Source organism: Paraburkholderia sp. MM6662-R1, assembly GCF_050436245.1.
Taxonomy (GTDB): domain Bacteria; phylum Pseudomonadota; class Gammaproteobacteria; order Burkholderiales; family Burkholderiaceae; genus Paraburkholderia; species Paraburkholderia tuberum.
Genome location: NZ_JBNDLV010000005.1, coordinates 68,306 through 89,356 on the forward strand (window position 1 = coordinate 68,306; position 21,051 = coordinate 89,356).

General features: G+C 56.2%; 16 protein-coding genes and 1 pseudogene. 1 reads left to right on the forward strand and 16 read right to left on the reverse strand.

Annotated elements, in window-relative coordinates; genetic code table 11:
* Positions 1 to 118 precede the first annotated feature (118 nt).
* Together ilvB and mdeB are read right to left on the reverse strand one after the other, a co-directional pair.
* Positions 119 to 1,897 (reverse strand): biosynthetic-type acetolactate synthase large subunit, encoded by a 1,779-nt coding sequence (gene ilvB, locus OKW39_RS43205; protein WP_429565575.1) that lies wholly within the window; start codon positions 1,895 to 1,897, stop codon positions 119 to 121.
* Between the two features lie 22 nt (positions 1,898 to 1,919).
* Positions 1,920 to 4,634 carry an alpha-ketoglutarate dehydrogenase gene (gene mdeB / locus OKW39_RS43210; RefSeq protein WP_429565576.1) on the reverse strand — a complete coding sequence of 905 codons (2,715 nt, stop codon included), beginning with the start codon at positions 4,632 to 4,634 and terminating at the stop codon, positions 1,920 to 1,922.
* 177 nt (positions 4,635 to 4,811) lie between these two features.
* Here mdeB and OKW39_RS43215 point away from each other — a divergent pair, with 177 nt between their 5' ends.
* Positions 4,812 to 5,351, forward strand: coding sequence for an Lrp/AsnC family transcriptional regulator (locus OKW39_RS43215; protein ID WP_121311348.1), 540 nt, complete (start codon positions 4,812 to 4,814; stop codon positions 5,349 to 5,351).
* 444 nt (positions 5,352 to 5,795) lie between these two features.
* Here OKW39_RS43215 and OKW39_RS43220 read toward each other — a convergent pair whose 3' ends face one another.
* The 14 genes and pseudogenes from OKW39_RS43220 to OKW39_RS43285 all read right to left on the reverse strand — a co-directional run bounded on the left by OKW39_RS43220 (position 5,796) and on the right by OKW39_RS43285 (position 21,032).
* A complete protein-coding gene (locus OKW39_RS43220; RefSeq protein ID WP_429565577.1) occupies positions 5,796 to 6,608 on the reverse strand; it encodes a maleate cis-trans isomerase family protein in 813 nt (270 codons plus the stop codon).
* 61 nt (positions 6,609 to 6,669) lie between these two features.
* Positions 6,670 to 7,554: an ectoine/hydroxyectoine ABC transporter substrate-binding protein EhuB gene (gene ehuB, locus OKW39_RS43225; RefSeq protein WP_429565578.1), complete on the reverse strand. Its 885-nt coding sequence runs from the start codon at positions 7,552 to 7,554 to the stop codon at positions 6,670 to 6,672.
* Between the two features lie 81 nt (positions 7,555 to 7,635).
* The gene (locus tag OKW39_RS43230) at positions 7,636 to 8,643 is read right to left on the reverse strand and encodes a succinylglutamate desuccinylase/aspartoacylase family protein (RefSeq protein ID WP_429565579.1); all 1,008 of its coding nucleotides are present in this window, start codon (positions 8,641 to 8,643) and stop codon (positions 7,636 to 7,638) included.
* Positions 8,644 to 8,656: 13 nt separating this feature from the next.
* Complete coding sequence (locus OKW39_RS43235; RefSeq protein ID WP_429565580.1) at positions 8,657 to 9,913, reverse strand: M24 family metallopeptidase; 1,257 nt, start codon at positions 9,911 to 9,913, stop codon at positions 8,657 to 8,659.
* Positions 9,862 to 10,638, reverse strand: coding sequence for a GntR family transcriptional regulator (locus OKW39_RS43240; protein ID WP_429565581.1), 777 nt, complete (start codon positions 10,636 to 10,638; stop codon positions 9,862 to 9,864). The genes OKW39_RS43235 and OKW39_RS43240 overlap by 52 nt, the downstream gene beginning before the upstream one ends.
* 54 nt (positions 10,639 to 10,692) lie before the next feature.
* Positions 10,693 to 11,493, reverse strand: coding sequence for an amino acid ABC transporter ATP-binding protein (locus tag OKW39_RS43245; protein ID WP_429565582.1), 801 nt, complete (start codon positions 11,491 to 11,493; stop codon positions 10,693 to 10,695).
* A 19-nt stretch (positions 11,494 to 11,512) separates the two neighbouring features.
* Entirely contained in the window at positions 11,513 to 12,172 is a 660-nt protein-coding gene (locus OKW39_RS43250) for an amino acid ABC transporter permease (RefSeq protein ID WP_429565583.1), read from the reverse strand.
* Positions 12,162 to 12,821, reverse strand: coding sequence for an amino acid ABC transporter permease (locus OKW39_RS43255; protein ID WP_121311341.1), 660 nt, complete (start codon positions 12,819 to 12,821; stop codon positions 12,162 to 12,164). Before OKW39_RS43255 ends, OKW39_RS43250 begins: the two co-directional genes overlap by 11 nt.
* Complete coding sequence (locus OKW39_RS43260; protein ID WP_429565584.1) at positions 12,818 to 13,699, reverse strand: transporter substrate-binding domain-containing protein; 882 nt, start codon at positions 13,697 to 13,699, stop codon at positions 12,818 to 12,820. Before OKW39_RS43260 ends, OKW39_RS43255 begins: the two co-directional genes overlap by 4 nt.
* A gap of 245 nt (positions 13,700 to 13,944) precedes the next feature.
* Positions 13,945 to 15,103: pseudogene (locus OKW39_RS43265) on the reverse strand (porin).
* 392 nt (positions 15,104 to 15,495) lie between these two features.
* Positions 15,496 to 16,470: a LysR substrate-binding domain-containing protein gene (locus OKW39_RS43270; protein ID WP_429565585.1), complete on the reverse strand. Its 975-nt coding sequence runs from the start codon at positions 16,468 to 16,470 to the stop codon at positions 15,496 to 15,498.
* 270 nt (positions 16,471 to 16,740) lie between these two features.
* Positions 16,741 to 17,979, reverse strand: coding sequence for a pyridoxal-phosphate dependent enzyme (locus OKW39_RS43275; RefSeq protein ID WP_429565586.1), 1,239 nt, complete (start codon positions 17,977 to 17,979; stop codon positions 16,741 to 16,743).
* Between the two features lie 29 nt (positions 17,980 to 18,008).
* A complete protein-coding gene (locus OKW39_RS43280; protein ID WP_429565587.1) occupies positions 18,009 to 19,418 on the reverse strand; it encodes an amidase in 1,410 nt (469 codons plus the stop codon).
* A gap of 240 nt (positions 19,419 to 19,658) precedes the next feature.
* The gene (locus tag OKW39_RS43285) at positions 19,659 to 21,032 is read right to left on the reverse strand and encodes an MmgE/PrpD family protein (protein WP_429565588.1); all 1,374 of its coding nucleotides are present in this window, start codon (positions 21,030 to 21,032) and stop codon (positions 19,659 to 19,661) included.
* Positions 21,033 to 21,051 lie beyond the last annotated feature (19 nt).

Below are 21,051 nucleotides of genomic sequence, written 5' to 3' on the forward strand. Positions count from 1 at the left end.
TCTCCCAATGGCGGTTCAACGCGAGACCGACGATGAATTCGTACCGTGTCTCGCGAATGCATCAATGACGGAACAAACAGTAAGTCCCACGGCGGCCCTCAGTCCTAGCCACACTAATCTAGCGGTCGAGGTCGCCCGAATTCATCAGCATGTTCGTCAAGCCCGCGCCTGCTCGAACCATAGGCCAAACGTTCTCCGATGCGTCGATTGCGAAATCCATGAACACTGTCCGGTGTTTCATGGCAAGTGCTTCGCGCAACACGGGCTCGACATCGCCCGGGCGCTCGATGCGGAAACCAACGTGCCCATATGCGCGGGCAAGCGCGACAAAGTCAGGCAACGCGTCCATGTACGAATGTGAGTACCGGTCGCCGTAACTCACATGCTGCAGTTGCCGCACCATGCCCAGATAGCCATTGTTGAGCGAAACGATTTTGACCCCGAGGTCGTACTGCTTGCAGGTCGACAACTCCTGGATGCACATCTGGATTGACCCGTCGCCTGTCACTGATACGACATCGGCATCCGGAAACGCCCGTTTCACTCCCATGGCGTAAGGCAGTCCCACTCCCATCGTTCCCAGGCCGCCCGAATTGATCCATCGACGAGGCTTGTTGAACCCGTACAACTGCGCGGCCCACATCTGATGCTGCCCTACGTCGGAGCAAATATAGGCATCGCCCGCAGTGGCTTCCCAGAGCCGTTGGATGACGAACTGCGGCTTGATTACGTTGGCGCCCGGTTCGTAGGCGAGGCAACGCTTCTCCCGCCAGATCCCTATCTGACGCCACCAGTCGCTGCGATTTTCAGCATTGATACGCGGTTCTTCGAGCAGGGTCAGCATCGCGCGCGCCGCAATCTTGACGTCCCCTACGATCGGAACATCAACTTGAACCCGCTTGTCGATGGTCGCGGGGTCGATATCAACATGAATAATCGTCCTTCCGTCCGACCGGAAGTCCTTGGTATTGCCAATGACCCGGTCATCGAATCTCGCACCGAGCGCAATCAGCACATCGCAATACTGCATCGCCATGTTGGCTTCATACGTACCATGCAGTCCCGGCATCCCTAAGCACCGCTTGTCCGAGCCGGGAAATGCACCCAACGCCATCAACGTGTTTGTCACCGGCGAATCGAGTCGATGCGCGAGTTCCCCGATTTCGTCGCTTGCACCGGATGTGACCGCTCCGCCGCCCACAAAAATACACGGCCTATGTGCGCGCGCGAGCGCCTGGGCCGCGCGGCGCACCTGCCCGATATGAGGGTCCACGCGCGGGCGATAGGATCGCAAGGAAACCGTTTCAGGGATGCACGATGGCGTCTTCGCCTGAAGTACGTCCTTGGGAATATCGACCAGTACAGGTCCGGGACGCCCGGTGCGGGCGATGTGAAACGCGCTCTTTAATGTCCTCGCAAGTTGTGAAACGTCCAGCACCAGAAAGTTGTGCTTCACGATCGACCGTGTGATCCCGACAGCATCACACTCCTGAAACGCATCGGTTCCTATAGAGTGTGTGGGCACATTGCCGGAGATCACCACCATCGGAATCGAATCGAAATAGGCGGTAGCAATGCCCGTCACCGCGTTCGTCACGCCCGGCCCTGACGTCACCAGCGCAACACCCACCTTTCCCGTTGCACGCGAATAGCCATCTGCTGCGTGCACGGCGGCCTGTTCATGGCGAACCAGTAAATGCGTGATATCGACAGTTTCCTGGAGCGCATCGTAAAGCGGCAGGACGGCACCGCCCGGATATCCCCAAACCGTATCAACCCCCTCTTCACGCAATACGGATATGACAATCTGTGCTCCCGATGCATGGAGGTCTTTGCCCGACGTGCCCGAAGGATCCGCCTTCGCGACCTGTTGCATCTCCGAACCCGCAATCTTCATTTTTAGCTCCACGTAGTGCGGATCACCGTTGCCACGGCGCGGCTCTGTGCTCGTCTCGCTTGCCATAGCGATCAACGGCCTGTCTAACGATATCGGCCGAGATTGCACCGTCGTCCGCAAGTGCTTTCAACGCAGCAATCGCGATCGAATTCCGATCGACTTCGAAGAAGGCTCGCAACGCCGCTCGGGTGTCACTGCGCCCAAAGCCATCCGTACCGAGCGTCACGTAGCGGCGAGGCACGTACGCGCGGATGAGTTCTGGCACGGCGCGAACATAGTCTGTCGCCGCGATCACGGGTCCGTGGGAGGTAGACAGCGCAGACGTCACATACGGAGCAGTGCTCTGATCCTCTACGACCAAACGCTCGATGCGCTCGGCTGCGGCGCCGTCTCGATGCAACTCGGTAAAGCTTGTCACGCTCCATACTGATGCTTCGATATTCCAGTCTTCCTTCAGGATGCGCGCCGCCGCCTGCACTTCACCCAGAATCGCGCCCGAGCCGAGCAACTGGACCTCGGCCCGTTCGAGCGATGCGGAGTCAAGCGGATACATCCCCTTGAGCACGCCCTCGCGAACGCTTTCGATGGGTGCACCGGGGAGCGAAGCCTGCGCATAGTTTTCGTTCGTCACGGTCAGGTAATAGAATACGTCGCGCTGCCGTTCGATCATTTCGCGCATGCCTTCGTCCACGATCATGGCCACCTCGTAGGCGAATGCAGGATCGTATGCGCGGCAGTTCGGTACCGTTGAAGCCACCAGATGGCTCGTGCCGTCCTGATGCTGCAATCCCTCGCCACCGAGCGTCGTCTTGCCCGCAGTGGCGCCAACCAGAAAGCCACGTGCACGCTGGTCTGCGGCCGCCCAGATCAGATCGCCGATGCGCTGAAAGCCGAACATCGAGTAATAGATGTAGAAAGGCAGCATCGGAAGATCGTGCACGCTGTATGAAGTTGCCGCCGCGACCCACGACGACACAGCGCCAGCCTCCGAGATGCCCTCTTCCAGTATCTGTCCGCCAGTATCTTCCCGGTAGTAAAGCATCGAGCCCATGTCTTCCGGCTCATACAGTTGCCCGAGCGGCGAATAGATCCCGACCTGGCGAAACAGATTCGCCATACCGAACGTGCGTGCCTCGTCGGCGACGACGGGAACAATGCGCGGCCCAAGCGACACATCTTTCAAGAGGCTACCGAGCATCCGCACGATCGCCATCGTGGTAGACATCTCTTTACCGTTGGCATCCAGCGCGAATTGCCCCCAGGCCGACATTGCCGGCACGGTCAGCGTCTGCGACGCCGCTGTTCGTCTCCGGGGCAGATACCCGCCGAGTGCAGCTCGTCGAGCATGCAGATACCGCATTTCCGGACTGCTATCCGCCGGCTTATAGAACCGCATCTGCTCGACATCCTCGTCTGAAAGAGGCAAACGGAACCGGTCGCGAAACTCCTTCAGTTGTTCGACGTCGAGCTTCTTCTGCTGGTGCGTCGTCATACGCCCCTGGCCGATCGAACCCATGCCGAAGCCCTTCATTGTCTTCGCGAGAATGACCGTGGGCTGACCCCTATGCTTCAGTGCCTTGTCGTACGCCGCATACAGCTTGCGCACGTCATGGCCGCCCCGCCGCAAGCGGTCGATGTCGTCGTTGCTCAGATGGGCGGCAAGCGCTGCCAGATCCTCGTTCTGTCCGAAGAAGCGCTCGCGGTTGTAGAGGCCATCGTTGGCTGAGAAGGTCTGAAACTGTCCATCGACGGTATGCGCAAATGCGCGTAACAAGGCGCCGGTGCGATCGCGTGCGAAAAGGCCATCCCAGTCGGAGCCCCACACGACCTTGATGACGTTCCATCCCGCGCCCGTAAATTGCGCTTCGAGCTCGTCGATGATGCGACCGTTACTTCGCACGGGCCCGTCCAGCCGCTGCAGATTGCAATTGATCACGAAGACCAGGTTGTCGAGCCCCTCGCGTGCCGCGAGCGACAATGCGCCGATCGATTCTGGCTCGTCCATCTCGCCGTCGCCAAAAAAGCCCCAGACCTTACGGCCTTCCGTCTTCAGCAGGCTACGATTCTGCAAGTAACGCATGAAGCGCGCCTGATAGATCGCGTTGATTGGCCCGATGCCCATCGAGCCCGTCGGAAACTGCCAGAAGTCAGGCATCAGCCAGGGATGCGGATAAGAACATAAGCCTGGGCCCGAGATCTCGCGACGGTAGTGCTCAAGATGTTCCTCGCTCAGGAAGCCCTCAAGAAAAGCGCGCGCGTACACGCCCGGCGACGAATGCGGCTGGAAGTAGACGAGGTCGCCGCCCTGCGCATCATTCGCACCGTGAAAGAAATGATTGAAACCGACTTCGAAAAGATCGGCTGCCGATGCATAGCTCGCGATGTGTCCACCGAGTTCGCCGTACGCGCGGTTCGCCCGCACAACCATCGCGAGCGCATTCCAGCGTAACGCGGCGGCAAGTCGCTCCTCGGTATCGATATCGCCTGGAAACGGCGGCTGCTGGTCGACCGGAATTGTGTTCGTATAGGGCGTGACATTCGCACGCGCCGTTGCAATGCCGCTCGACAATGCATGCGCGGCAAGGCGGTCGAAAAGATACTGGGCGCGCTCGAGCCCGACATGCTCCACCACGCCATCCAGTGCGGCGATCCACTCGGCAGTCTCCTGCGGATCGTTGTCGATGCGGGTTTGAGTGAGGGCGAGAACGGGCTGAACACCGTTCGATAAATCGGTCATGGCGACTCCAGGGTAAACAGTGAGGTTCGATACTCGTGCGGTTTGAATCGGGCAGTTCGAACGTGTCAGAAGAGCTTAGCTATCTCTTCACAAAATGTGCGTCTCTTTTGCTGGTAGTTTTCAGTTCAGATAGGGTATAAATTCTGGAAACAAGGCCTCGCATCAGATTCCCATACTATGACATCCGAAACAAAGCACCCGAACCGCCGCTTGGACCGCACCGACATCGCAATCCTCCGCCAGTTGCAGGACAACGCGCGCATCACGAACGCTGAGCTCGCACGCGCGGTTAACCTGTCACCCACTCCTTGCTTCAATCGCGTACGCGCACTTGAAAAGCTCGGCTTATTCCGGCAACACGTCACCCTCCTCGACGCCGGTGCGCTCGGATTGCGTATCAATGTGTTCATTCAGGTCAGCCTGGAACAACAGGTGGAAGAAGTGCTTTACGTCTTTGAGAAGGAGATCGCAGATCGGCCCGAGGTTATGGAGTGCTATCTAATGACAGGGGATGCAGACTATCTGCTGCGGGTTGTGGTGCCCGACATGCAGAGCCTTGAGAACTTTATTGTGCAATGGTTGACGAAGATACCCGGTGTATCAAACATCCGCTCCAGCTTTGCGCTCAAACAAGTGCGTTATAAGACCGCGTTGCCGCTTCCGACTGCAGGCCTAGTGCTCCCGAGCGGCGACGCGGTCCGTCAGGAATGGACCTAAAGAGGCTGCAACGAATGTCTATTCGTCGATGTCTATCCTTGCGTGCTGGGAGTGTGTTACGGCAATGCGGCCGCCGGATCAAGTGAGCCCCACGGCAATCGAAAGGCATAGCTCTGTGCAATCGCAAACTGACATCGGACTTCTCCCGCGTTTTCGCTCACAGGGTACGCGCGGCGCCCGCAGTCTCGGGAAAAGACGTGACACTGCGGGTCATCAGTCTCGTGCCGCGAAAGCAAAGGGTCCTTCTTGAATCTCAAAGAAATCACGACTTGGGTAGCGCCCGCAAGCTCGGCTGGTCTAGCGCGACTCACACGTCGACTGCGATCGCAAGATCCGAGTCGAATGGCGCGGATTTTCGGTTCTTGCGCTGGATATTCGCAAAGAACACTGAAGCAACTAGCCAGACATTTGTCACAGTTCAGAGCTGCGTCTTTCGATCAGCGCCTAATCTCCTATCCCCAGGTGAAAGAGTTGGCCCCAGCCGGTGACTGCATCATCGCATTCAGCAAGTCTCAGGGCATGCCAGCACAACGCCTGATTCGAGGAAATGATTCGCTTTCCCGTTTCTCGTTCGAGTGCGTCGATGACTTGCGCAGCCCGCATCTGGGTACACGCAACGACAATAGTGTCCGCTTCTGCAGTATGGACCGCCTTTCGAATACCGTCAGCAACGCTTTCTGGCGAAATGAAAGGTGCTTCATCACCGATAAAACCGGTAGGATTGGAAAACGTACAAACTGAGGTCACGTCCATTCCGATGTCTTCCAATGCGTGCACCATATCTGATGCAACGTCTTGGGGATATGGAGAGACGTATCCAATCTTCTTGGATTTTAGTGCCTTCAGTGCAGCCTTAATTCCACGGAAAGGGTCTGTTACGAGTGCGCTTGGGTGAACCTCTCGCACCAGACGTTCGAGTTCTGACTGCCCGATCACCATTGCGGCCGATGTGCAGCCCAAAGCAATGACGTCAGACGGGCGCATGGAGTTTATCAGCTTGATCGCGGTGCCGATTTTATCCGCCTGCTGCCTCAGCGTGTCCTTTGAGACGGCTTGACCGCTGCCCCGGGCGGTCGGAATGCGGCTTTCATACAAGGCGATACCGGGAAGGGACAGCATTGCTCTCGCTTCGTGCGAGAGTGTCTGGTCATTAGAAATCACCACCATCCCTATGTGCGCGCGACTGCCGATTCCGGTGGTGAGCTCATAGGGTACGGATACCCACTGCGGCGCCTGAGATTCAGATTGATTCGTCATTCAATACCTCGCGTGCTTAGCGGCTGAGGCAGGGTTAAGCCTCAGCTCACTCACTCGTTCGTCACTCTGTAGCTTCGCAAAGATGCGTAGCCTTGACATTAATTGACGGAATGTCATCCTTGCTGAATCCGTACTTTTCCATAATCTTCGCGATAGTTCCGTCAGCTTTCCGCTTCGCGAGACTTTCGTTGAAAAGCTTCACAAAGTCCACGTCAGTTGGCCTGAACGCGATCGCTCCATAGTTCATTTTTTCCTGGCCATTCGGTCCGACGTACCCAGTGAAAGGCATTGCGCGTTCGACGCCAGCGGTATTCTGATCGCGAAGCAGGCCGATCGCGGTCGCCTGCCCCATCATTAGCGCATCAGAGCGCCCCACAAGAAGTGCAGCTAAGCCCGATTCGATATCCGGGTAGAGCTGGATACGATCGCGCTTAATGCCTGCAGCAACGGCATTCTCAGTGGTAGAAGCCCCCCTGATGTCAGTAATACGGATGGCCGGGTTCTTCGCTATGTCGGCGTAGCTGTGGATCTTGAGCGGATTTCCCTTCTTCACTAGCAACGCGTCGCCATTCGCCTGAAAAGGGTCGGAGAAGGCGACCTGCCTGCAGCGTGCAGGCGTGATAGCCATACCGGAGGCGACCGCATCGATCCGCTTGGACAGCAGACTCGGGATGAGCGCGCCAAAATCCATCACGATGAAGCCCACTTTTTTGACGCCCATGCCGTCTGTCACAGCCTTAAATACATCAGGATAAAGTCCAGTGACCTCCCCCGAGTCCGTCTTGTATCCCCACGGCCAACGGTTGTGAACCCCGATCGTTACGGTTCCATCGTTCTTTACCTGGTCACCAAGCGTCTGAGCTCGGGCGGAGCTAACGGACGCGCTCAACGCAAGAGTAAACAGTGCAACAAGGAAAGCACAGCGCCATTTTGAATCACTTTTCATCTCATGCCTCTCTATGATTTGGCTCCATGGGCGCGGCCAGTACGCTATCCCATGGAATTCATATTTTGTAATCCTACGGATTTAATGCAAATCTCTCATTAGACCGAAAAGGCAATCTCCCCGCCTCGTCAGCGTGGGAAAGCGACGACATGCCACCATGCCTTCTACAGGAAAACACAGCTCTACCGGAGCGGACGTAGGGCGATGGATGGAATGGAGATACCCTGCCAGCTGCCCCGCGACCACGTCAGCTCCAACCGCAACGGCGGGTTCGAATAGCCCGTCGTCATCTGCATATACAAAGTAGTCACGCGTCGGCACCTCCGTGAATCGCGTAGGCGCTGGTACATCAAGCGAGTCGTCTCGATAGATGCCCATATGATGCAAGAGGCGGCGAACCCCGTTGCTAGCAATCTGCTTCCCGATATGCTGGAGCGTCGCACCGCCGCCTAGTTCAGCGGTAATGACAGGAACTCCCTGCGCTTCAGCGGAAGCGGGCAATGTCGTATTTCCTCCACCACCTTTACCGTCCGTAAGATAGCTAACTGGCGCGCCAAATACACTGACGAGCTGCATCAATCGCGCGTGCCGCTCGGCGTCGGCTGATGGGCGGATCAGCGCACATGGAACGTATTCCAGCGACCTTCCACCGGAGTGAAGGTCGACAACCAGGTCCGCCATTGGCAGCAGAACCGACGTAACATAATGCGCGATCATCTCTGTCGGCGTGCCGTGAGCCTTGCCCGGATAAACACGGTTGAGATTGCCATCGTCCATGGGCGACACACGCCGCCCCGCCTCAACAGCCGGAAAATTGAGCGAGGGAAGGATAATGATTCTGCCATTGACATCGTCTGGAGAAATTTCCCGCGCGAGTTCAAACAGCGCTATCTGACCTTCGTACTCGTCTCCGTGGGTCCCGGCAAACAAAACAGCGGTAGGTCCTTTGCCATTTTTCAGACAGACTACTGGAATCGGGATCCAGCCATACGCTGAGAGATCACTGGAAATAGGCAGACGCAACGAGCCAGTCTGTTTGCCCTCTTTCTCAAAACTGATAGGCGACCAGATACGGGTGGGAGTGGACATATTATCGAGTTGATTAGCTGATGACAGGAATGGCCGCGGGTGACAGTTCGCTGAGGAACTCGATCCCATTTTCGCGGACATAAACTACTTCTTCGAACTGGAAAACGGCGCCTTCACGCTCCAGCTTCGGTTCAATGTGGAAAATCATTCCCGGCTCAATCACCGTTGTATCTGTCGCTGACAGCGAAGGCGGCTCGGTTACATCGAAGCCGCCGCCATGGCCAATCCGGGTTACCGCCGTGTACACCTGCCCCACATCGAGTTCCTTCCACATACTGGCAAAGTTAGCGTAGACGTCTGCGCACGTCATACTGGCCTTTACAGAGCGGCACAGTGTATGGGTCAGTTCGCGGACAGCTGAGTACGTCTTGATTTCCCAGTCCGACGGCTGACCGCCCCGAGCCGTCCGGTTTCTGTCAGCCGGGTAGCCTCCGTAGGTCGCCCGAAAGTCTGTCCAGACATAATGGCCCTTTTCTAATCTCCGCTCGCTGGGGGGCCGGCTATAAACGAAATCGCCCTTCGCGAAAAGCATAGCAATCGGGTCGGCCTTCTCGGCACCGTTCAGAAACATCTGTGCTTGCATCCGACGATATAGCTCGATTTCCGTCATGCCAAGATACGCGTCGGCAATTGTTCGATCGAAAGCGTCGTTCACAATGGCGAAGGCAGTCTTCTTCAGATTCGCTTCGAAATCCGACTTGATCAGCCTCACCTTCCACAACGTGGGCGTTGCATCGGTTACTTTCCCTCCCGCGCTCAAACCACTCAACGTGGTGATCATTTCGAGCGAGCCAAGGCCGGTCATGTCCTGACCGTAGTCAATTCCAAGGCGGACCGTCCGTCCACTGAAATGCGCTTGAATGGTTTCCGACAGAGCCGCTACACCCTCGCTAAGATATCCGTGATAGTAGACGGCATTGAACGAACGTGGCCTGTGGCTGATGTTCTTCTGTTCGGTCTTGCTGCCTATGACGATTAGATCGCCCGCTGTCAGCAATGCGAACACCGGCCTTGCCTTGTACATCCACGAGAGCGTGAAGAAGTCCGTAAAATACTGGACGTTTTTGATGTCTGTTAGCACGATCGCGTCTAACTGATTACGCTCCATCTCGTAACGGACACGGCTGAGCCGCTGTTCCAGTTCAGCCAACGGGACATCGGGGGCAGGCGGCAATGTTATACCCACGTTAGTGTCACTAATACGCCTAGCTTCCGTCATCATTTTTTCTCCATTCTCGATATCGCTTCCGTGGACAGGTTGATCGAGCATGCGAGCCGATCAAACGGTGACTCGACAACTCCGAATACATCGATTCCTGGCCTCTCCGTACTTATGTGATACAGGCGACGCAACATAGGATATGTGTTCGGGATGGCGAATATCTTTTGCGCCCCTGACGACGCGGGAGCAGCATCGATAATCAGAGACATGTCTTTTACCGCGACGTCATGCCGATTCAGGGCAGTGACAATAAAGTGCTCTCCGAACTCGTCGGCTATCTCATCCGGCACCGACGTCGGAACGTATGCAGCGTCGTACATGATGGGTTGCTCATCGGCATAGATGATCTTCCTCACGCACAGATAGACGTTGTCAGGAGGCCCGAAGATCGCAAGCGTGGGATCCGCGATCCTTTCTTTTGTGATCGAGACAAGCTCCATGCGTGGCTCGAAGCCGAGTCGGCGTGCGTTGTCCATCGAAGACATCCAGACGTCCAGCTCCCGGATGAAGCGCCTCTTCTCTTTGACAAACGTGCCTTTTCCCGGCACAGACTCAAGTACGCCCGCCGACTGAAGATCGCGGATAGCACGCTTGATCGTGATCGCACTGACTCCGAACTCCTCGCTCATCTGCGCAGTAGACGCAATGGCGTCGCCAGGCTGATAAAAGCCGTCTTCGATCCGTTTGCTGATCTCAGCTCTGACGCTCTCGTGAAGCGAGCGGCTTGACGAAATCATGCCCTTTGGACTCGCTCTTTCTGTGGCCATGGCCATCGCAATTATCCCCATATCCTTAATGTCTGCACACCCTCTGAGCGACAGCCCCGCTCAGTGGACGATCTGCGAGAGGAACCGTCGGCTACGCTCGTTGTCCGGGTTGTCGAAGAATTTTTGCGGCGTTGCGTCTTCGACAATCTCGCCCTTGTCCATGAAGATCACTCGGTCCGCCACTCTTCGGGCGAAACCCATCTCATGCGTCACACACAGCATCGTCATACCGTCGCGGGCAAGCGCTGTCATCACCTCAAGCACTTCATTTACCATCTCCGGATCCAGAGCGGAAGTCGGCTCGTCAAACAACATGATTTTGGGCTCCATGCACAGCGCTCGAGCGATCGCTACTCGCTGCTGCTGACCACCGGACAATTGTGACGGATACTTGTTCGCCTGGTCTGCAATGTGTACTTTGTCCAGATGGCGAAGCGCAGCTTCCCTCGCTTGATGCTTTGAGTACTTCCTTGTCCGCACTGGTGCAAGCATGCAGTTGCCAAGTACGGTAAGGTGGGGAAACAGATTGAACTGTTGAAACACCATGCCGATATCTTGCCGGACTGCCGTGAGGCTTCTGCCCTTCGCTCCGGGCTTCGCTCCGATCTCCGTTCCGTCGACAACCAACTGACCGGCCTGATGCTTCTCAAGCTGGTTGATGCAGCGGATCAGTGTTGACTTACCCGAACCGGACGGCCCACAAATGACGATGCGCTCGCCCGTGGTCACGGTCAGATTTACATCTCTCAAAACCTGGAATTTCCCGTACCACTTACTCAGGCGAGAAATCTGGATTGCAGGTCGACCTTTGGCTTCGTTAGCCGGAGCCGTTTCAAATTCAATCTTCCTAAGCGTTTGCATTATGCCCCCTAGATGGTTGTTAGCGCCGGCTCGAAAGGAACAGCCGTTTCTCAAGCCTGTGCACCAGCGCAGTGACAAGCAATGCCAGCCCAAGGAACACGATTCCTGCCACCAGCATCGGCTCGGCATAGCGGTATGTGTCTGATGCGACATCGAATGCGCTACCCAACATTTCCGGAACTGCCAGAACGGCTAGCGTTGGCGTTGTTTTCAGAATTGATACGAAGTAGCTGCCCATCGGCGCGGCGATGTTGCGCAGCATTTGTGGTGCGACAACGAAGGCTATCGTGTCGATGCGGCTCAACTGAAGAGACTTCGCCGCCTCGACCTGTCCTTTAGGGATGGCATCGATCCCCGACTTGAAGACTTCAGAGAGATAACCAGAGAAGTACAAGCTCAGTCCCAAAACGCCGACGACCATCGCAGGCAACTCAATTCCGTAATAGGGAAGGACAAAGAACATGAAATACAGCTGCACCAGAACCGGCGTGCACCGAACGAGATCGATAGCAATCGACGTAACATGGCGCATGACCTTAGAAGACCTTCGAAGCATCTCCCACAAGAAACCAAGCACGGACGCCCCAACACAGCTGATAATTGCCGTAAGAAGGGTGTTGCCAATACCATCGAGTACTCGAGGGATGATATGAATCGCAAACGCGAGATCAAAGTTCATTGATTGCCTGCCTCTTTTTTCCAAGAGTCCGCTCAAGCCGCCGGCCAAGAATAGTCACGGGATAACACACGATGCAGTACGCCAGCACCAGCGCGGTGTAGACCATCACCGGGTTGTACTGAATCTGCGATATCTCCTTCGCGCGATAGGTCATGTCACTCAATGTGATGAGCGAGACGAGTGCTGTTCCCTTAATAAGTTGTATCGTTAGATTTATAAAATTGGGAATAGTTGAAGTAATCGCCTGAGGAAATTCAATAAACCACAGGACACTCAATCGATCCATGCCGAGCGCCATACCGGCCTCCGCCTGACCCCGCTCGAGGGACTGCAACGCGGCTCTGACCGATTGACTTCCGTAGGCGCCAATGTTCAGCCCCAGCACCATTGCGCCAACCGTGATGGCTGAGAGGTTGATACCAAACGCCGGAAGCGAATAGTAAAATGCGTATAAAAGTATGATTGCTGGCGAACTCCGCCAGAATTCAATAACTGCAGTGACGACCCCGTGCCACGTACCACGCGAAAAAGTCTGCAGAACGCCAAATAGCAGAGCAAATGGGACTGCGTACATTAAGCCGACAAAGGTGACGATTGCTGTAATTTCGAAACCTTTGAAAATTCCGAGAAAGACCATCAAAAAACTCATTCCTGCTTCTCCTCAGCGTTTCCAGAGCAGATAGCATCCGCTGTTAAACTCGACGGAGCCATTTCCGCCGGGGAAAAGCCATATCTGCTGCTGATTTTTGAAACCGTGCCATCCAACTGGCGTTTTCTCAGCTCCGTTTCATAAAAATCAAGTAAGTCGTGATCTTCAAGTCGAAAAGCCACGGCTGCGTAACTCAAAGCGGGACGGCCACTCTCGATATAGCCGGTGAAGGGAAGCGCTCGCTCTATTCCTTTTTCATTGGAACCCGCCAACACCGCAATCGCAGTTGCGGTCGATACGGTCAACGCGTCTATGCGGCCAGACTTCAGCGCCGCGACGCCGGTCTCGACATCGAATAGCTGCATCCTGTCCTTCGGAACGCCTGCTTTGACCGCATTTTCCGTGTTTGTACTTCCGCGCCCTCCGCCCATTCTGATCGCTTGGTTTGCTGCCATATCTGCATAGCTATGGATGCGCAGCGGATTGCCAGCTCGTACCAATACCCCATCGCCGATCGCGACATCCGGGCTGCTGAAAGCGACCTGCTTGCAGCGCTGGGGGGTTATTGCCATACCGGAGGCCACCATATCCACCCTGTGAGCGACGAGACTTGGGATTAGCGCGGGCCAGTCCACCACCTTGAAATGAATTTTCTTCATCAGTTCGGGGCCGAAAACGGCCCGAATCAGATCCGGATAAAACCCGACTACCGCGCCAGCCTTGTCGACATATCCCCACGGGGCCTGGTTATGAATCGCGACTAGGATTCCGTCTTGCGTTAGACGCCGCGGCGGTGCCGACTGCGCTTCGGTCGATGCCGACGGAAATAGCAATGCCAGGAGCAGACCGATAACCGCGAAAGTGGAAAAGGGACGCATGTCAAGTCTCACTGAGACGCAGAGTCAGACTGCGATGCAGTGACACTGCGATTGACTAAATAATACTAGGTATATCAGGTTGGCAGCACTAGGGAAACACCTGACCTTATATTGTGTCTCCGCGCTTTCCTGGCGTGTACAGCGTCAGCCAGTAGGAGCGCCGTACGCCCGGGGAAGTCATCCGCCAGTCGCTTGCCGGAGGACTGAGCTGTATCGAGCTGCGAGCATCGACCGACGGGTTTTTCCTAGAATTTGTGGCGGATTCCGACGATCACAGCCGTCTGGTTCGAAGTCGAAGATGCCGATAGAGACGTGATGTTTGCCACGGCTCTCCCGCCGGTCGAATCAGTTCCGCTCGCATGCTGGTAAATGGCGGATGCGTAGACGTCCGTGCGCTTCGAAAGGAAATAGTCTGCACCGAGCATGGCCTGTTGATACCTGGCATCGTTCACCCCGTATCCTTTTGTATAGTCATAGGCGACGCCGACCACGAGGGAAAGGCGTGAACTGATATTTGTAATTCGCTTCGACGTTGTGGAATTTTGCCGAACCGCCATTGAATTGAGCGCCGCCTAGATTCGGCAGTGCACCCAGATCCTTGAATTGCGTGTTGCTATACGTGACTCCGAACGTCGAAGCTCCAAGGACGTACGAAGCGCCTGCAGCAAACACTGCCTGAGTTTTGGCCGACGCGTAGCCGGAGTAGATACGGTTTCCCGTCATGTTGGATGTCGAGGTATTCGAAGTCGCCATGTTGCCGAAGAACGAATAGTTCGGACTGTCCACGTTGAGATACGCGACACCGAAATCAAACGGTCCTCGGTGATAGCTACCTCCGAGCGACCAGATCTGGTTCCGGTGAAACTGACCGGCATTTCCTCCCAGGCTGTAGAGCGCCTCCCCGGAAAGGCCAGCGTAATCAATAGTCTTGTACTTGATCGCGTTATTGACACGGTTACCCCCGATCATGTTATCGAGGTCACCGGGGTGCGCACCAAAGTAGGGAAACCACTGGCATGCGGCAGCGAAGCGGCATGTCTGATCCAGCACTGACTCATACTGACGACCGAGCGTTAGCGTCCCGTACTGATTTGAAGACAGGCCGACGTATACTTGCCGGCCAAAGAGATCTCCCCCCTGCGCCAGGCGCCCATTGGGGACGCTAAAACCGCCTTCAGTGACGAAGATAGCTTGCAAGCCCCCACCGAGATCTTCCGCACCCTTCAGCCCCCAACGGCTGCCCTGCAAGTTACCGCTGGTCATGAGATATTGTTGGGCACCCGTTGCGTTGTTTACAAAGGTGACGCCCACATCAAGAATGCCATACAGCGTTACGGAGCTTTGAGCGTGGGCTGCGCCCGCAAAGAGTGCCGCGGCGGCGCCAAACATCATGGTCTTTTTCATCATCGAATCTCCAAATCTTCCTTTTTTATGATCGAGCATCGTTTATCCACACGTATGCTCGTCTGCCCTTAAGTTCGTCCACTTGATGCGTTCCAGCGACGAGCTCTGGTTACGCATAGTTCGAAGATTCGAGTAGCCAAAAACGATGGTCTAATACAAAAATCTAGCAACTTCATAACATCAGTGCATGATCTCGCCACACCATCGTGTAGTAATCCTTTCCATATATCGTTCCCAGCCCACAATCGACACATGGCACGCTTTTCGACCCTGCGCGATGGGCGTTAGCAAGGCGCGTCTGAGCTCCTTGCCTCTGGCCCCGACGTCGAGCGCGGAGAAGCTGGCGTTCAGGGAAATCCTGAACGCACAGCGCACGCTAAGGCAGTAATCGACTACGCTCCGTTTGGCAGGAGCGTGGCCTCGCTCCGGATCTCTTTCGCGCCTTCAACCTGCGTCAACTCGGCTTTCACGCAGTCCAAGAAGGCCAAGCTCGAAAGGGACGGTTGGAAATTGCGTCGGTGTACCAGAGAAAATCCGAATCGAACCGTTGGTACAAACGGCTTGACTACGATCGAACTCTGTCGATCAAGGATGGCGAGTGGGCTAACTACTGATACGCCCAACCCTTGCGCGACCATCGCGACAATGGCAGCTGCGTACGGGACTTCCAAGGTCGTCCGGCGCCTGACATTTAGTGTCTCGAACATGCGATCGAGGGCCACACGATTGGCGTCAGTTGAATCCAGCGAAACGAATTCCTCCCCGTCCAGATCTCTCGGACGGATGATGTCTTTCGTCGTGAGGTGGTGCTCCGCCGGCATGATGCAAACGCCGGGCATCGACGCATATTGAACGACGTGCAGATCGGGCTGATCAGGGCTTGTAGTCGCGAACCCTAAGTCGCACTTTCCCGCCGCAATCCAGTCCAGCACTGTCGCGGAGCTTCGTGTCTGCAGGGTGATAGCCACGTCCGGATGCGATGCGCGAAATCGTGCGATAGCTCGCGGCAACAGCGTTAGCCCAACGACGGGGATGCTTGCAATGCGAAGCTCGCCGGTGGCGGAGTGCTTTATGTTCCACGCGGCCCGTTGGAGCTTTTCCAGACCTATGTACGCGCGTTGTACTTCCCTGAAATACTGGGCTGCTTCTGCCGTGGGTTGAAGTCTCTGCTTACTCCGCGTGAAAAGTTTCAACCCTGTTCGATACTCAAGCAGGGACAAGAGGCGACTGACAGCTGGTTGTGAGATGCACAACCTCTCTGCTGCCGCTGTCACTGTACCGGTAATCATCACCATCCTGAACGCCTCTATCTGCCGGATATTCGGCGATACGGGCGTTTCAGTAGCGATGCCGTCATAGTTGTCCATGGTTCTCTCCCCCGCAGTGAAAGACCGGACGGAAGCCATCAAACTGCGGCACCATGTCCTGTCCTCTACCGAGGATGTCTATCTCAGCGAGCCTTATAGCGCCTCGACCGTTGGCATCCCAGCCTTGTAACCGCCAAGGCATTACGTAGGATGCCCGGCAATCCAGTTCTGGTGCCCGCGCGATCGCATGTCTCAGAGCAGGCGCCTTCGATGGCTGCCTGCCGGTCCGCAAAAAATCTTACGATCCCGCTGACATGCCTGGTCCGGCTACTATCCCGCGAACGGTTGCCGTCCTTCGTCGTGGGAATGAATTTGCAGCGGAGGAAGCGCAGCGGCAGGCTCGCGTGGCGAAGCTGCGGTGCCAAGAACAGCAAGCATCGATTTCTCATCCAATAACCCCTCTTCCCGGAGCGTTGCTACGGCCGACAACGTTGCCGCTGAGCCGAGCTCTAGGTCGACGCCGTGGCGAGCGGCTAACTTCTGAGCATCTATAGCAGCGAAGTCGCTTACGCAGACGGCGATTCCCCGACTGTTTCTGACTGCCCTGACTGCCTGATCGGTCACAGTGTCGCCACCGAGGGAAAACTGGCGTGTCGTTCCCGCGAATTCCGAAGTAACGCTGGCCCTGCCAGTCAGAACGAGGGAGAGCCGGGGGAACGGCTCTACCGCATACAGCGCTGGACTTCGAGTAACGAGACCACTGCGCTGTAGGTCGCTGTACCCTTCCGCAATTCCCCAGAGAAGGTCACCTCGGCTGCAAGGCACGACAATGGCATCCAGCGGTCCGGCCTGTTGCCAGAGTTCATATGCAACGGTTTTGTATCCCTGAACACCCCACGGGTTACTTCCAACTGCCGGAATCGAATAGTTAGTCACCGGATACCAACCATCGGCCACCATTTTGGCCATCAGGTCCCATCGTTCCCGCGGGCTGGAAACAACAATGATTTCGGCGCCTGCCCTGTCTAGAAAATGCCGGTAAGCGTCGGTGATCGATGGGGTCGTTATAACAACGCACGGCACCCCGGCCGCCGCTGAATACGCGGCAAGCGAAACAGCGGCATTACCGGAACTTGCGCATACCAATCCCCGTGCCCCAACGTCGATCGCCCGAGCGACGACGAGCGGTGTCATCCTGTCTTTATGGCTTCCCGTCGGGTTGGCAGCTTCCCGCTTTAGCAAAACGGACCCGACATCAAGCACTTTCGCCAAGTTTGCGAGCGCGACGAGCGGAGTTCCTCCTTCTCCAAGACTAGGAAAATTTTTGTATGGCAGCCAATCGCCGTACATAACCATCGGCCCCACTATCGCAGGAAGCGATGCCGGAAGCTGGCTGTACGTTGCCGCAAGAGAAGTTGGGCACCCTTCCCGCCTTGAGGTCGGGTCGCCCTCAAACCAGTCTCCGATTGCATACGATGACTTTCCGTCCAGGCTTCTAAAGCCTTGGAGGTGAGGATTACGAATAATGTCCAGCCTTGCGTCCATGAGCGGATTGGTTTGTGGGTTCATTGCAGGATGGTGCCCGAGGGAGGAAATAATCAGCTTTCGACGACTTCACGTTCGTTTGCGACGCTAGGACGGATGTCACGAAAGGTCGTAGCCTTTTCGAAGGCAGAAGCTAACTGGATAAGTTTGTCTTCCATAAACGGTTTCGCTGCTATCTGAACTGACACCGGCATGTTTCCTATCCCAAATCCAGAACATATAACGATGCTTGGCCAACCTGTAACGTTGAACGGATCGTAGAACCCGGGCTTTGCTAGACCGCCCCAACGGGACACATCGGCCATGAACGGAGCTTCATTGGAAGCGCCGGCAGTAACAATCACGTCCACGCCGGCTGCCGCAGCAGCAGTCGCAACACATAACCGTCGCCGTTCGCGGACCGCGTTAACGTAATCGGCTGCGGTGAGGACTGCCCCAAGCAACAGTCGTAGTCTTAGTTGCTCTCCAAATTCTGCTGGGCTAGAGCGCAACGTCTTCTGGTGGATGGAGTGAGCCTCTGCGGTCATGATCACAAAGCTCGTTGCCTGATAGTCTTCAAGACGCGGCATTTTCAGTCGATCTACGTGTGCGCCCAGCGCCGTCCACACCGAAATTGCTCGATCCAAACCCTCTTTGACAGAGGGCGTCACCGGATTTTCTGTTTCGTGCCAGTCCGACGCGACACCGATACGAATCCCACGCACGTTGTCTTCAGCGCGCGACATGAGATCGGAAGGGGCCAGCTCTACACTCCCCGGATCGGCACGGTCATGCCCGACCATCTCCTGAAGAAGCAACCCGCAATCTTCGGCGTTCCAGGCGATGGTGCCGACATGATCCAAAGAGGGCGCCAGCGGCAAGATTCCTCGTTTGCTACATAGGCCGTACGTCGGCTTCAACCCCACCACTCCGCATAGGGCGGCAGGCGCCCTGATGGACCCCGCCGTATCGGTGCCTGTACCTCCCAAAATCAGTCCCGCTGCCACAGCGGCCGCCGTGCCACTAGATGAACCAGACGTGAATCGCCGCGTATCCCACGGGTTCCGGGCAGGAGGCCAAGGGAGATCAAATGACGGGCCTCCCAATGCAAACTCGTGCGTCGCGAGTTTTCCCAACGAGATCGCTCCGGCGTCCGCGAGCGAGCGCACGACGCAAGCGTCCACTTCGGGTATCCAACCTTTAAGCAGTTTTGAATGTGCGCTTGTTTGGACGCCCTTGGTTAAGACGATATCTTTGTGGGCGATGGGAATCCCGTCCAACTTTCCACGTAACTCACCTTTCATCATCCGACGCTCCGCAGCTGTCGCTTCCCGGCGCGCGCGTTCTGCCGTTACCGTAATGAATGCGTTCAGGCGCGGGTCGACGGACTCGATTCTCGCCAAACATCCATCGACAAGTTCGACCGGCGATAGCTTGCGCCTGCGAATCAGATTCGACGCTTCAGTAATCGTTGGTATTTGCATTGAGAGATCTATCCACAGTCAGATTGACGTTGAGCACCGAGAAAAGGTGTGAGTACTCAACTGTTTCCTGTTGCCCAAATGCGCTAAGGCGCTCACACATGCGCCAGACGTGTGGTAGCGCTTCCAACAATGCCTCAAGGTCGCAATCTTCAATCCCAATGCCTTGCTTCTCCAATAGTTCTCTCAACTCGCTTAATGTGTCGCACCGCATCATGCTTTCGCCCTATCCTCTTTTCTTGGCTATCTCAGTTCAACGGTGAGATGGCTTGCAGGCAAATCAAAATCCGCGGCGATGTCTGAGCATGCCGCGATGATCCTGTCGCTTCGCCGTTGTATCTCGGCAGGCTGGCCTCGGACCAGATCCCAGAACTTGTCTTCCGTTTGCACCCATGTCATCGGGTTTTCAACGTCACCCACCGGCAACCGGACTTCGTGCGTGTAGAAAACGTCTTGCACTTTTATAGAAACTCGCGAGGGTGTAAATTCCGGGAAAGCGTGCTCAAAGTCGGCTGCGACTCGCAACTTTACTTTATTCGCAATGCTCAATACTTCTTCGTCATCGAGCAAGGACTGCTCAAGTGGGCGCAATGCCGCGGCCCCGCGCGAGGCCGCTACCGCGACGTTGAACGGAATGCTAAACTGAGCGCCCTCCAGCGTTCGCGGTGCTACCTCATTTGTGATTGAGAGCGCCTCCGGGAACACTTCGACTATGATCTCTTCCGCGTTCGCCACTGCAATCGGGATGTCGTTAGCGAGTGCCAGCATTGCGTCAGTCGCAGCGTGCGCGTAGCGGCATGACGCATACGGCTTGAGATAGGTGTGCTCCACCTCCCATCGCCCCCCCAAATTCTCGATTATGGCCGCGGAAGAAAAAACTTCCGGTCGATCGAGGCAGTCCAAGGGGCCATCCGCTCCAGCCTTTGCTCTCTCGACCGCGACAAGGGCGGTCACAACTGACCACGGGCTACTTCCTTTCACACTGCTCATACGTCGATAAGTACCGGCAGGGAGGTTCTCGGGCGACTCAGCTCCCGCTATCGCTACCGCGTTTGCAATCTGCACCGGGGAAAGGTTCTCGAGCCAACCGAGTGCTGCTGCTACGCCGTATCCGACCCATCGTCCTGACGAATATGTTTTCACGGAACCGCGGGGCCTCGCTGCCGCTATCCGGCATGCAATGTCGTAGCCGATTACGCACGCGCCCAGAAGCTTGTGCGCGGTTACCGACTGTCCGCTCGCGCTGCAAGCTGCGATTACAGCGGGCACTATTGCCGCGCCAGGATGACCACTCGCTCGCCGGTGACCGTCGTCAATGTCCAGAGCACTTGCTGCCGCACAGTTGGAAAGGAGTGCAGCAGCTCTGTGTGCCGTTGTGTTCGCAAACCACACATTGTCGACGCCACGGCCGAAGGCTGCGAAAGCTGCCTCCCGCATTTCGCAGGCATTCTTGGTCCGAAAGCCTCCAGCGGCAGAAGCCAAGGTGTCCAGGACTGAGTGCGCCGCGCGCCGCAGAGCGCTCTCGCATACGTCCGCCGAAGTCAGCCTCGCGACGAATTCCCCAAGAAGTAACGCCGTATCACTCATTAAACGCTCGCATAAACGTTTCGTGGTCATCGCCCGTGAACGGAGTATT